The 12,520-nt window shown below is 66.3% G+C and carries 13 protein-coding genes; all 13 read left to right on the plus strand.

What is annotated here, in order from left to right:
* The first annotated feature begins 1 nt into the window (after position 1).
* Positions 2–550, plus strand: coding sequence for a hypothetical protein (locus tag P1L40_RS14555; protein ID WP_284008042.1), 549 nt, complete (start codon positions 2–4; stop codon positions 548–550).
* Positions 551–813: 263 nt separating this feature from the next.
* The gene (locus tag P1L40_RS14560) at positions 814–993 is read left to right on the plus strand and encodes a hypothetical protein (protein ID WP_284008043.1); all 180 of its coding nucleotides are present in this window, start codon (positions 814–816) and stop codon (positions 991–993) included.
* Entirely contained in the window at positions 980–1,225 is a 246-nt protein-coding gene (locus tag P1L40_RS14565) for a hypothetical protein (protein WP_284008045.1), read from the plus strand. Before P1L40_RS14560 ends, P1L40_RS14565 begins: the two co-directional genes overlap by 14 nt.
* The gene (locus P1L40_RS14570; RefSeq protein WP_284008046.1) at positions 1,215–1,394 is read left to right on the plus strand and encodes a hypothetical protein; all 180 of its coding nucleotides are present in this window, start codon (positions 1,215–1,217) and stop codon (positions 1,392–1,394) included. Before P1L40_RS14565 ends, P1L40_RS14570 begins: the two co-directional genes overlap by 11 nt.
* Complete coding sequence (locus P1L40_RS14575) at positions 1,384–1,524, plus strand: hypothetical protein (protein ID WP_284008048.1); 141 nt, start codon at positions 1,384–1,386, stop codon at positions 1,522–1,524. Before P1L40_RS14570 ends, P1L40_RS14575 begins: the two co-directional genes overlap by 11 nt.
* 16 nt (positions 1,525–1,540) lie before the next feature.
* Entirely contained in the window at positions 1,541–2,212 is a 672-nt protein-coding gene (locus P1L40_RS14580; RefSeq protein WP_284008050.1) for a hypothetical protein, read from the plus strand.
* Entirely contained in the window at positions 2,209–3,828 is a 1,620-nt protein-coding gene (locus tag P1L40_RS14585) for a hypothetical protein (protein WP_284008051.1), read from the plus strand. The genes P1L40_RS14580 and P1L40_RS14585 overlap by 4 nt, the downstream gene beginning before the upstream one ends.
* Positions 3,829–3,831: 3 nt before the next feature.
* Entirely contained in the window at positions 3,832–6,192 is a 2,361-nt protein-coding gene (locus P1L40_RS14590; RefSeq protein ID WP_284008052.1) for an anti-CBASS protein Acb1 family protein, read from the plus strand.
* Between the two features lie 279 nt (positions 6,193–6,471).
* Positions 6,472–7,437, plus strand: a complete 966-nt coding sequence (locus P1L40_RS14595; RefSeq protein ID WP_284008054.1) for a phage head morphogenesis protein — start codon at positions 6,472–6,474, stop codon at positions 7,435–7,437.
* 7 nt (positions 7,438–7,444) lie between these two features.
* Positions 7,445–8,770 carry a hypothetical protein gene (locus P1L40_RS14600; RefSeq protein WP_284008056.1) on the plus strand — a complete coding sequence of 442 codons (1,326 nt, stop codon included), beginning with the start codon at positions 7,445–7,447 and terminating at the stop codon, positions 8,768–8,770.
* Positions 8,771–8,772: 2 nt separating this feature from the next.
* Positions 8,773–10,812 carry an HVA1 family protein gene (locus P1L40_RS14605; protein ID WP_284008058.1) on the plus strand — a complete coding sequence of 680 codons (2,040 nt, stop codon included), beginning with the start codon at positions 8,773–8,775 and terminating at the stop codon, positions 10,810–10,812.
* Entirely contained in the window at positions 10,809–11,336 is a 528-nt protein-coding gene (locus tag P1L40_RS14610) for a hypothetical protein (protein WP_284008060.1), read from the plus strand. Before P1L40_RS14605 ends, P1L40_RS14610 begins: the two co-directional genes overlap by 4 nt.
* Before the next feature lies 1 nt (position 11,337).
* Positions 11,338–12,519, plus strand: coding sequence for a major capsid protein (locus tag P1L40_RS14615; protein ID WP_284008061.1), 1,182 nt, complete (start codon positions 11,338–11,340; stop codon positions 12,517–12,519).
* The last annotated feature ends 1 nt before the right edge of the window (position 12,520 follow it).

A 12,520-nucleotide genomic window follows, 5' to 3' on the forward strand; every position in this document is an offset into this window, starting at 1 on the left:
CATGTCTACGATCAGCTCCAGCGACGCGACCGACATTCCCGACAGTCCCGACCGTGTCTTCGGCGCCGTGATCGAGCGCAACGACGGCGTGTGCAAGCGCTGCTATCGCCGTCTCCGCCGGCGCGAACCGGTCCCCCACGAGATCGGCTACCGTCACCGGGACATCCAGGCGTTCGTCGACGAGGTCCTCCCCGAGGACGGCACCCGCTTCGACATCCTCGATCGGGAGTACTTCGAGGCCGTCCAGCTCCCCGATCGCCTCGAGGAGGCCCATCCGCCCGACGACGCCCACGACGACACGTCGGCCTGCTGGCACTGCGGCGCCATCGACACGCACCGCACTCCCGACACGCGGTCACGGCGGGATGCGCTCGCCGCGGCGGCGGGGATCTCGGTCACGTTCGACGAGCTGGACGTTCCCCACGACTGGGTCGCGCTGCTGGAGGCCGTCGACGAGCTCAAGCAGGACCCCGACTACGCCGGCGACGACTACCGGACGTTTTCGGAGGCCGTCGCGACGGCGATTCGTGTCGCCGACCTCCCCCGATGACCCGCAAGGCGAGGGCATACTGGCTTCCGCTTCACCCACCCCTACCCCCAGCAGTGAATCGTCAGTCAACCGGCCGACGCCATGACTCATCTCGACCATAGTCGGCCGCCCCGCCCGGATCCAGCACGCTCGCGAGAGCGTGGGGTGCAACTCCCCAGCCGGGCCCTCGCAGTTATGGCACTATGTCCACGTCACGACCACTCAACCAAGAACTCGCCGCGTACAACGACCGCCTTGATCACTGCCTGAGGAGTCGATACGGCATGTCACTCCGTCTGTTCAAGATCATCAAGCAGCTCACGCAGCTGACCGGCGTCGCCGCCGGGATCTACGCGATGTCGCTGGGCGCCCCACCGCTCGCGACGTTCGCGATGATGGCCGTGATCATCACCGGCCCCGAGGGCCTGGAGTACTTCATCGAGAAGGGTGGTGGGAGTGCCTAACTACTGCCGGCTCGTCCGCCTGCTCCTGTCGACGGCGATCGTCGCGACGACGTTTGCGCTCTGGGTCCGGGCCCGACTCGTCGGCACCCGCCTCAGTCCGTTTTTCGTCCTGCTCGTGTTGGCCATCATCGTCGCCGCGTCCTACGTCATGTTCGGGAAGCGGCTGTTCGGCGACGCCGTCGAGGAGGCGACCGAGATCCGCGACAGCACAGGAGGCACCGATGACGAGTGACGAACGCCAGTCGGACAACGTCGCCATGTCGCTGTTCGACGAGGCGCTGGCAGGCCCGTGGTATATCGCTATCCCGCGGCTGCTCGTGTTGGTGACGCTCGGCGTGCTCTACATCATCGCAGTCCTGGCCTGGCGATGGCTCACAGGAGTGGTCAGCCGTGGCGAGTGACGGACCACTTCCCGACGGCGCCGTCGGCGAGTTCGCGAGCACTTTTAAAGAGTGGCACTACCTGATCGGCGGGTTCTGCGTCGGCGTTCTCGTCGGTATCGAGTACGGCCGCCGGATCTCGCAGGACTGACGAAACAATCAATCCCATGGACGTCAACGAAGAGGACCTCATCGGCGAGCCACTGGACGAGGTCCCCCAGCAACAGCCATCCGACGAGCACTGCCTGGGGCGGCGATCGGAGAAACGGGACGGTGAGTCGGTGTTCGTCGCCTACTGCCGGTCGACGCCAGGCAGAGGGACCGACCACGTCGGCGAGGGGCGGTGCAAGCACCACGGCGGCAACGCCGGCTCCGGTGGCGATCGCGAAGGGTCCGGGGCACCGGAGGACAACGGCAACGCCGAGACGCACGGCCTCACGGCGAACGGCCGCAAGTGGTTCGAGCGACACCGGGACGACGTTGAGGACGACGTCCGACGCATGGTCGCTGGCTGGATGGCTGACGCGCCGTTCGGGTACGATAACCACGGCAACGTTCGACTCCTGGTCGACGCAGCGATCAACGAGTGTCAGGTCCGCCGGGGCAACGAGTATATCCGCGAGAACGGGATGGTCATCGAGTCGTTCAACGGGATCGCCGACGACGGTCGCGAGATATACGAACGCAAAGAGAACCCCGCACTTCGACCGAAGTCACGCCTTCAGCGCGACACTGTCCGCATCCTCGAAAAACTCGGCATCCTCGACGACCCGGAGACCCAGACCGCCGAGTCTCAGCGTGAGGTCGCCGACGCGTTGCGGGAGGCACTCGACTCATGAGTACCAAGCTCCCAGAGGACCCGGCGACGTTCGCCGCCGAGGTTTTCCCTCGGTACGCCAAATCGACGGGTCCGGATCGCTACGCCCGCTTCATCGAGGAGGTGCTGGATCTCCAGCGAACGTACGTCCAGGACCGGATCCTCGCCGCCCTTCATGAGCACGACCAGGTCGTCGTCGCGGCGGCCAACGGTGTCGGGAAGTCCTACATCGCCGCCGCCGGCGGCGTCGCCGCACTCCACTGCAACCCGGATACGATCGTCAACGTCACCGCCGGGACGTCGGGCACGCTCAAGACCAACATTTGGAAGCCCGCACGGTCGTTGTATCGGGGCAGCATCCTGCCGGAGCTGTTCGGCGGGCGGACGATGGATGGGGATCGCGAGATTCGGACGGGGCTCGACGACGAGTGGTTCTTCGAGTGCGTCAGCCCCCGCTACCCTGACGATCTTGAGGGCCCCCACAATGACCACGTCATCTACATCATCGAGGAGGCGGACAAACCCGGCGTCACCGACGAGCACATCGACTCCGTCCGTTCGACGGCCACCGACGCCGACGACCGGATCCTGGTGATTGCGAACCCGCCGGACGGATCGGGCAACGTCGTCAGTAAACTCATCCAGAACGACCAGTGGCACCACCTCCAGTTCCCGACGTGGGACTGTCACAACGTCCGCGTTGAGCGCGGTCTCGAAGAGGGCAACGAGATCGGCGGCCTCGCGACGGCATACAAGCTCAAGCAGGACTGGCGGGAGTACCACGACGAGCCCTGGCCCGGACTGGAGCAAGCAATCGAGTGGTCAGATCCGTGGCTCGGCGCCGACCTCGCTGACCGGAGCGCCGTACTCCCTGATGACCGCAGCGAGCTGCCGAACGACGCGTTTCGCGAGGACCTCCACTCGCTGTGGTACCGCCGGCGGTGTGGGATCGTTCCACCAGGCGGGGCCAGTGTGCTCCGACCGATCGAGCCTGGCGATGTCCGGGCGGCCTATGACCGCCAGCCCGGCCAGGTCCGCGAGACGCCCCAGGCGGTCGGGATCGACGTCGCCCGGACGACGGACAACACGGTCATGCTCGGCGTCCACGACCTCGAACTGCGCGTCCACTACGCGGAGCAGGGCGACAACCACGAGGAACAAAAACCCGATGTCGTCGGTGGGACGGACACGACGCCGGGTCTTGCCGAGTGGCCGGCTCCTGATGTGGCGGTCGACAAGGGCTACGCCCCCGGTTTCCACGACTACGTCAACGACCGTTGTCCGAACGTCGTCGGCTTTCAGAACGGGACCAAACCCGTTGCCGGGACGCGGTGGTACGATAAGTGGGCCGAGGCGCTGCACCATCTCGGCGAATTCCTCGAGGCCGGTGGCTCGATCGCCAGCCAGCAACTCCGGAAAGAAGCGCTCGCGGCTGCCCGCGTCGTCCAGTACGAGGAACGGACGCTCGACAGCCGCGGGAAGAACGGCGCCGAGGTATATCAGGCGACGTCGAAGGACGCAATCAAAGATGAACTCGGGCACTCGCCGGACTACCTCGATGCGGCGCTGATGGCAGTCTGGCGCGACCGCGCCGATCCCGACGACCAGGACGACCGCAGCAAGATCCTCACTTTCTAACTCATGACCGACGAGACTCCTTCAACAGACAAGCGCGAGGCCTACACGCCGGACGGTGAGCACGATCCGTCTGGCGCCGAACCTGAACTGACCGCGAACGAAGCCTTCGAGCAGGGCCTCCGCCTCGGCATCGCTCGCGAACTGGGGGCGTCGGGCTTCCAGGAGCGCGACCGCTACGATGCGTTCGGTTGGGAGGTCAACCCCAGCGAAGAGGAGTACGTCGGCCTCTACCTCCGGAACCCCTACTGCGGCGGGCTGATCGACAAGCCGGCCCAGCTCGCGTGGCGTCACGACCCCGACATCCAGGACGCCGCCGACGTCGAGGATCAGACGGACTTCGAGGAGGCTGTCGACAAGCTCGCCCGGAACTTGGACTTCTGGGCGTACTGTACTCGCGTCCAGCAGGCCGCTGGCTTCGGCGAGTTCGCCCTCCTGTTCATCGACTTCGACGATACCGACAAGCTCGATGACCTCAACGACCCAGTCGAGTACGACAACGGCTCACTCGACAACATCCGTGGCTTCCGCGTGATCCCGCAGTTCGCTGTCGACGATCGCGACTTCGGCGACTTCGGCGACGACGACGGCCGCTGGGGCGAGCCGACCCACTACACTGTCGACTGGTCGGAAGATATCGACGACGACACCGAGGACTCCGAGGGCGCCGCTTCGAACGTCCACCACTCTCGTGTCATCGAGGTCCCGTCGAAGCCGCCGCTGACCGAGGAGTACCAGAGCCGGTCGCGCATGGAGCGCTGGCTGAACACGCTCTACGACATCGAGAAGCTCCTGGGGAGCGCGGCGGAGATGGCCTACCGCGGCGCCGACAAGGGCCTTCACGTCAACTACGACCCCACGAAGGTCGATCCGTCGGGCCTGGACGATGCCTCCGAGGACATCCAGGAGTGGTACCACGGCCTCGAGCCCGTGCTGAAGACGGTCGGCGGCGAGGTGAACGACCTCGGTGGCGACATCCGCGACCCGACCGGTGCCCTGGAGGCCGAACTCAAGAGCCTCTCGGCGGCCACGGGCTTCAGCAAGCAGTTCATCGAGGGCGCCGCAGCTGGCGAGATCGCGTCCTCAGAGACGAACATGCGCAACGACTTCGGCGAGGTCCGGGAGCGCCAGCGCCAGTACATCACGCCCTACATCACCAGGCGGGGGCTGATGACGCTCGCCAACGCCGGCGTCCTGCCGATGCCCGAGGGCGGGTCGTTCGACGTCGACTGGCCCGACCTCTTCGAGCTCTCGGACAAGGAGATCGCCGAGATCGAGCAAAAGCGCTCGCAGACGGCGAAGAACCTCGGCCTGATGGGCGAGCCGGCCCAGGACTACGTGGCCGAGGGCGAGTTCGCCGCATCGACGGCGCCGTCGATGCCACTCGACGAGTCGTCGCCGGCGGTCGCCAACCAGTTCGACGCGCTCTCGGGCGTGGTTGCGAACGCCACCGTCACGATGGACCCGGACATCGCCGAGCGCTACATCGATGAGTTCGGCGAGGATGCGTTCGTCCCGCCCGAGGCCGCTCAGGAGAAGGCCCAGCGCATCCTCGACATCCGTGAGGACGAGGACAGTGTCAACGGCGGCACCGACACGGGGTGGCGGCGGGCCGAGCAGATCGCCGGCGGCGGTCCGATCCCGCCCGACGAGGTCCGCCAGATCGACGCATGGTTCTCGCGCCACCCCAAGAGCGAGGCCAGCGATGCACCCGACGACGAGCCCTGGACCGACAACGGCTGGACCGCCCGGATGCTCTGGGGCTGGGACGCGACAGCCGACTGGGCCGCCGACCTCGCTGCGGACATCCGCGAATTCGAAGATGAGGACCAGGACCAGAGCGGCAACACGACCGCCAACGCCACGCGCTACGAAGAGGGTGACACGGTGTCAACACCGCAGGGCGTCGGCGTCGTCGCGGACGTCCTGACCGAGACGGTCGAGACCGACGAGGACACGGTCGAGGCCTCGGACAGCTCCCCGACGTACGTCGTGGTCGTCGAGGACGCCCGCGTCGGCTACGAGATCTACAAGGCCGGCGACATCCACTCGACGACGATCGAGACGGACGTCGACCCGACCGAGGAAATCGCTGCCAACACTGATACCGGCCAAGGCATCCTCGAAGTGCTGGGCATCCTCTCGTCGAACAGCGACTTCTCGCCGCCGCCGTCCTGGCGGAACTCGTCGACGCCGTCCCGGATCATCGCCCTGAAGGCCTTCGCGTCGATGGGGGGCTCCTTCGACGGCTGCGTCAGAGAGATGCGTGGGTCAGTGTCGTCACCCGACCGCTTCTGCGGGTCGTTTCTGGACTACGTCGTGGGCAACCCCTACTGGCGCGGTGACAGCATCCTCCCTGGTGACTGATCATGTGTGAACGTCCTCTCGTCATCACCCTTGAAGATCCAATCCACGTGCCCGAATATACCAAGGTATTCCGGGCGCGGGAGCGCCGTACGGACGATTTGTTCACACAGTTTGTCGGGTCGAATACCACTGCAGATGTTCTGCACGTGCACAACGATAACATCAGGGCAATTGCTGACACAACCGGCTCGGAAACCATCGAAGCGGAGGCCATAAGATGAGTCCATCGGCCAAAGACCTCGCCGTGCTTGCCGCCTACCTGTTGGTGTTCTACTGACCATGTCCTGTTGCACCCACACTGCCAACGCCACGCGGAGTGGCGACCCCACCAACACGCGCTCGCTCCGGCAGGCGTTCATCGCCGAACTTGCCCGCCGGATGCGTCGTGTGCGGGGACTGGTCCGGACGACGGTCGGCTACGAGAACGATGCGCTCGAGCTCACTGGCAACGCCGACCCCGAGGAGACCTTCGGCGTCAGCACGGACCCGGCCCGGCTCCGCGAGTTCGAGGCGTGGCTCCGCAACGCCATCCGCGAGGAGCTGGTGGAGCCCAAGCCACCGTCGCCGGTCCAGAGCGGGGCTCACTGGACGGCTGAGTACGTCCGCCGTGCGTATCTGGTCGGCTACAACCAGGCGACCGGGCGGCTGTTCCAGCAGGGCGTCTCGGTCGACAACCCGGACGACGAGGACATCCTGAACCTCCCGACGCCACGACGGCAGCTCCGACAGCTCTATCTCCGGGCGTTCGAGGCGCTGGAGTCGGTCCCGACCGAGGCCGCCCAGCAGGTCCGCGAGACACTGACGGTCGGCCTCGACGAGGGCGCGAACCCGCGCGAATTAGCCTCGCGGCTGAACCAGGAGTTGGAGTCGATCACGCGGGACCGCCTCGCGACGATCGCCCGGTCCGAGATCATCAACTCCCACTCCGAGGCGACGCTGGACCGCTACGAAGACGCCGGCGTCGACGTCGTCTCCCACGGAGAGTGGGCGACCGCGGCCGACACTCGGGTCTGTGCGATTTGCGAGGCGCTGGAGGGCAAAGCGTTCACCATCACGGAGATGCGGGAGGCGACGTTCGAGATGGAGGGTGTGTCGTTCGAGATCCGACTCAAACCGCCGGCCCACCCCAATGGCCGCTGTACAATCCTGCCGGCTGTCGGCGCCGACCCGCCGGCATCGCCTCTCCAGGAGCGATTGCCGGATTCGCCTGCACAGCAGGCCGCCACCGCCCGCGTAGTGGCATGATCCTTTTATGACAAGCATCACACCGGAATACAGTACGAGCTTCGACACCCTGCGGGCCGATGGGTCGACCAACAAGGGCGACGTCCCGGCAGAGTACGACTTCAACTCCGAGCGCCACCGCGCTTACGTGACGCCCGATGGCGGCAGTCGCACACGCATCGTCAACCGGACGAACCTCAACGGAGCGTCGGGCCTGACGAAACTCTCGAACACCAGCAAGTTCAACGATCTCACGAAGGGCTTCGAGCTCAACCCGTCGGCGGGGGACGTCGTCGAGTACGGCTCTGCCGAGCGCTATCGCTACGTCCCCGGCTACGGCTTCCAGTTTGGCGTCCTCACTGCACTCCAAAACGCCGGCGACGGGCTCCGTGCCGGGCAGGAACTCATGGTCCGCTTTGGGACCCAAGACAACAGCTACCGATTGCGGTATCGGGCCGATGACGACCACCAGGTCGGGCTTGTCAAGGCCGGCACACCCGATAGCGCGTCGGCCGTCGACCAGTCCCAGTGGCGCGACGATCCGTTCGGGAGCGAGGGTGCGTCGCTGTCGCGGCCGCTGATGCACCGCCCGGACTTCGTGCACTACGGTGGCGGTGAGTTTCGGCCCAAACTATCGTATCTCAACAGCGACCGCGTGCAGGAAAACACCACGCTGGTGAAGACTGGGAACCGCGACGAGATTGCCACCGAAGAGGTCAACGGGTTCGTCCGCGCCGTCTACGACTGCTCGGACAGCGCGAGTGGCGGCACCTGCGTCGTCGGCGACATCCAGACGCAGGTCGAGGGCCAGGTCACAGAGGTCGACCGGACGCCGCCCCACCGCATCCGCGAGCAGGGGACGGGGACGAACTTCAGTGCCGATACGTGGGAGGTCGTTGCTCTCGCTCGGAAAGACCCAGACCGGCAGAACGTGTCGATCGACATCCAGTCGCTTCGCTTTATCCCCGGCGCGTCAGCAGAGCTCGCGGTCGTGACAGTCCCTAAAGAGACGATTCCGTGGCCCTCGGAAAGCGACTGGTTCACGCCGGCGCCGAGCGACGGCCAAAACACGGTCGTCGAGTGGGCGGTGCCCGACGCCGGCGAGCGGACTGACTACCCGTCGCGAACACTCAACCCGCCCAACGTCGCGTCGGAGACGTTGGTTGAGGGCGCCGCTCTCGCGAGCGTTGAGGCACGTGATACGGCTCAGGGCAATCAGAACAACGCCACCACTGACGCGAGTGTTGAGAAAGCGAAGCTCCACGAAGACGAGTATGCCGTCTATGCAGTGCGCTTCGACGGTACGGGGGGCTCCATCACGCTGCTGAAAGATACCACTCGGGAGGACTTCTGAGGATGTACTATCAACTCATCGCCAACAGCGCCGACCCCGACCAGGTAGAGGAGCGGACGATCGACGGCGAGCGCTACCTGGTCGCGAAGAATGTGACGTTCATCCGACCGATGGACCTGGCCGGCGGCTACGTCCCGGAGCAGTCGATCGCAAACTCAGTACCGGCCTGGGACGAGCGGCCGCTGACGATCAACCATCCGAAGAATCTCCCCGATCGGCCGTGGTATGACCCCGATCACGAGGGCTTCTACGTCTCGGCCAACGCCGGCGACGAGGTCCGGCGGCGGAAGGTGATCGGCCATGCCGAGAACCCCTCGCGAAACAGCGATGGATCCGTCGACGCTGACCTCGCCCACAACGTCGACCGCCTGGAGGCCATCGCGAACGGCGGGGCGGTCGCCCAGGAGGATGCCGACGCGGCTGCCGAACTCCTGAACGCACTCGAGGAGGGGAGACCGTTCGACGTCTCCTCGCAGTACCTACCCCGGCCGCTCCCGCCGGGTGAGTACGACGGGGAACACCGCGAGGAGGTCGAGGCGATCGGCAACGCGGACAGCATCGCAATCCTGCCGACGAAGGACGGCGCCTGCTCTCTCGAAGACGGCTGTGGCTTCCAGCCCCAGCAGGCGACGGCGAACGCGGAGATCGTCCGCGCGCCGGTCGCGAACGCCGACTCCCATGTGCCGATGACCCCGAACAGTCAACACGGCGATGGCGAGGACATGGGTGCTGCGGCCGACGCGACGTTCGAACCCGGCGACCTCGTCGCCTGGGACTGGTCGGGCGGGACCGCCCGCGGACGTGTCGAGGAGGTGTTCGTCGACGAGGGACTCGTCACCCGGACGCTTGACGGCACCGAGGTCAGCAAGGACTCCGACGAGCAGCCGGTCTATCTCGTCGACGTCTGGTCTGGGGTGGCGGATGACGCCGACGGCGAAGGCGAGTTCAGCGGGCAGGCACTCCGCCAGGAGGGGAGTCGCAACCTCCGCGAGTGGAGCGACCCGCCCGACGAACTCCAGCGGGGCAACGCCGCCAGCTATGAGCTGACCAACGTCTCGCCCGAGGACGCTCAGGACTGGGCTAACGAGATGTGGACTGACGAAGAGTGGGACGGCAGCGCTGCTATCGCGGCGATGCCTAATCCCTCGGAGTCCGACGACGCCGCGGACGTGCTCGACCAGACCCATGCGGCCGTCCCGGCCGACGCCGAGGCGCGTGATGCAAAGTCCAGCTGGAAGCTCCCCTTCCGGACTGGTCCGGACGCCCCCGTGAACACGCGGGCGCTGGTCGCGATCGACGCCGCCCTCTCCGGTGCGCGTGACGGCGTCGATGGTCTGGGCGAAGAGATCCGCGCCGACCTTGATGACTGGGTCGGGGCGATGCTCCAGGCGGCGCCCGAAGAGCTGTTCGGTGCGATGGACGATGCACAGTCGGCCAACGCGCTGGGGCGGTTCAAACGGCAGGTTCTCGACGCACTCGGCATCGGGAGCAGCGCGGCAGCCATGGACACAGCACAGGACGGCGACGAACCGGCGGAATCCGGCGCGACACCTGACGACACCACCAACGGTACTACTTCAATGGAAGACCGCACCGCCGAACTCGTGGCGAACCACGGCTTCGATGCGGCGAACCTCCCCGAGGAATCGACGGAGTGCTTCGACCGCATCTACGAGGCTGTGACCGCCAACGAGGACGGCACGGACGATGACGGCACGGGCGAACAGACTGCAAACAACGACGACAACGAGTTCGTCACGCACGACGAGCTCGACGAGTTCAAGGACGAGATCGTCGACGCTGTCTCGGCCAACGCCGACGACGGCACCGAGGACGACCTCGCCAAGGAGATCGTCGCCAACTCTGCGGAGTACGACGATCCCGAGGCGGTCCGCGAGGACTACCCGACCGAGGCCGCACTCCGCACCAAGCGCGACCAGCTGGAGTCGGGCGGCATGCCCGGCCCCGGCGGTTTCGACGGCATCTCGGCCAACGACGACGGCCCGGACATCGACGTCGACTCGGGGGTGCTGACTGAATGAGCACCCACAGCGAGACGCTGATCCTGGGCAAGAACGCCCAGTACACCTGTCTCGAGGGCGAGGTCGCATCCGGCGCGACCGTCTTCCCCGGCATGCTCGTCGAGGAAACCGGGACGACGCCGACGACCGGAGAGGACACGCCGACCGTCCAGCCAGTCTCGACGGTCGAGGACGCCCACTCGCCGGTGCTGGTCGCACTGACTCCGGACACGCCGCCTCACGCCAACGACGCGGACATCCCGCGCCAGCACGAGTACGACGCTGGCGAGCACATCGAGTACGCCCAGGTCTACGCCGGCGAGATCCAGAACCTCCTCGTCGCGAACGGCGCCGACCTGGCGACGGCGTCCGAGGCGAACATCTCCTACGACGACGCGCTCGCGACCAACGACGACGGCGCGGTGAAGAACGCCACCGGCACTGACGATGGCATCCTCCGCGCTCGCGAAGCCGTCGACAACTCCGGCGGCAGCGGCTCCGATGGCCCCGGAGACATGGCCCGCATCCGAGGGCTGGTGATCTGACATGTCTGCCAACAGCATCACGGCCAACGTCGGCACCGTCGACGACATCGGCCTCCCGGCCGATCGCGTCTTCGCGCTGACGGCCAACGACGAACAGTCGCAGCGACTCCAGACCATCCGTGCGAACGCCGTCCAGGAGGCCAAGAAGAACTTCGGCCCCGGTGTCGCGAAGTGGGTCGCCAACTCCTTCACCACGCTGGATCAGGCAGTCGTCCGTGGCTACCGGATGTCCGGCCGCGGGCCCACGGGGACGCAGACGGCCAACAACCAGATCCTCGACTTCGACGAACACGAGGACCGTGCCGAGGACGTCCTCCAGGAGGTCCGGACGAACCTCACGATGATGGAGTCGGTCATGGCAGCCGGCTTCACGCGAGACACCTCGCTCGCTCGCACGGAGTACATCAAGCAGCGCTCCTCGAAGTGGTCGAACACTGGCGAGATCTCGATGGACGGGCGTGCGGAGTCGACGCCTGACGAGCGCAACAAGGAGCGCTTCGGCGTCCCGATCCCGATCGTTCACGTCGACTACGACATCCCGGCTCGCAAGCAGCAGCAGTCGATGAACTTCGGCGAGTCCATCGAGGACGAACAGGCCGAAGAGGCCGGCCGTATCCTCCGCGAGACCGAGGAGAACCTCTTCCGCGGTGGCTGGGGCCCGACTGTGCCCGACAGCCAGGGCAACAGCCTCGACCTCTACGGGATCACGGACTCGGCAGTCTCGATCACCGGCAGCGCCTCGGGCGACTGGGGGACCGCGTCGAACATCAAGGACACCATCGACGCCATCCTCAACGAGCTCGAGACCCAGACCGCCGACAACGACCGCGGGCCGGATCCGGTCCAGCAGGGCGCCTGGCTCTGGTACCACCCCAACCAGCGCTCGGACCTCCGCGCGGCCGACCCCGACGGCGACGGCAACATGACCGTCATGACGCGCCTGCAGCAGGACTACCCGTACTTGGACATGCAGGCCGCCGGGGAGCTCCAGGACGGCGAGGTCGTCTGCCTGGTCAAGGACCCGCGGTTCGTCCGCATCCTCACCGCGCAGGCACCGACCAACCTCTCCGAAGAGGTCGACATGGGCCTGGCGACGGAGTACAAGACCCTCGCCAGCCGTATCCCGTTCTTCCAGACGACCTACGACGGCGTCAAGGGCGCCGTCTACTACACGGGGGCGTAGG

This window comes from Haloarcula pelagica (assembly GCF_030127105.1).
Lineage (GTDB): Archaea > Halobacteriota > Halobacteria > Halobacteriales > Haloarculaceae > Haloarcula > Haloarcula pelagica.

What these genes read in the sequence shown, in the direction of transcription:
- P1L40_RS14555 (WP_284008042.1), top strand. Translation starts at nt 2, where the DNA reads ATGTCTACGATCAGCTCCAGCGACGCGACCGACATTCCCGACAGTCCC.
- P1L40_RS14560 (WP_284008043.1), top strand. Translation starts at nt 814, where the DNA reads ATGTCACTCCGTCTGTTCAAGATCATCAAGCAGCTCACGCAGCTGACC.
- P1L40_RS14570 (WP_284008046.1), top strand. Translation starts at nt 1,215, where the DNA reads ATGACGAGTGACGAACGCCAGTCGGACAACGTCGCCATGTCGCTGTTC.
- P1L40_RS14580 (WP_284008050.1), top strand. Translation starts at nt 1,541, where the DNA reads ATGGACGTCAACGAAGAGGACCTCATCGGCGAGCCACTGGACGAGGTC.
- P1L40_RS14585 (WP_284008051.1), top strand. Translation starts at nt 2,209, where the DNA reads ATGAGTACCAAGCTCCCAGAGGACCCGGCGACGTTCGCCGCCGAGGTT.
- P1L40_RS14590 (WP_284008052.1), top strand. Translation starts at nt 3,832, where the DNA reads ATGACCGACGAGACTCCTTCAACAGACAAGCGCGAGGCCTACACGCCG.
- P1L40_RS14595 (WP_284008054.1), top strand. Translation starts at nt 6,472, where the DNA reads ATGTCCTGTTGCACCCACACTGCCAACGCCACGCGGAGTGGCGACCCC.
- P1L40_RS14600 (WP_284008056.1), top strand. Translation starts at nt 7,445, where the DNA reads ATGACAAGCATCACACCGGAATACAGTACGAGCTTCGACACCCTGCGG.
- P1L40_RS14605 (WP_284008058.1), top strand. Translation starts at nt 8,773, where the DNA reads ATGTACTATCAACTCATCGCCAACAGCGCCGACCCCGACCAGGTAGAG.
- P1L40_RS14610 (WP_284008060.1), top strand. Translation starts at nt 10,809, where the DNA reads ATGAGCACCCACAGCGAGACGCTGATCCTGGGCAAGAACGCCCAGTAC.
- P1L40_RS14615 (WP_284008061.1), top strand. Translation starts at nt 11,338, where the DNA reads ATGTCTGCCAACAGCATCACGGCCAACGTCGGCACCGTCGACGACATC.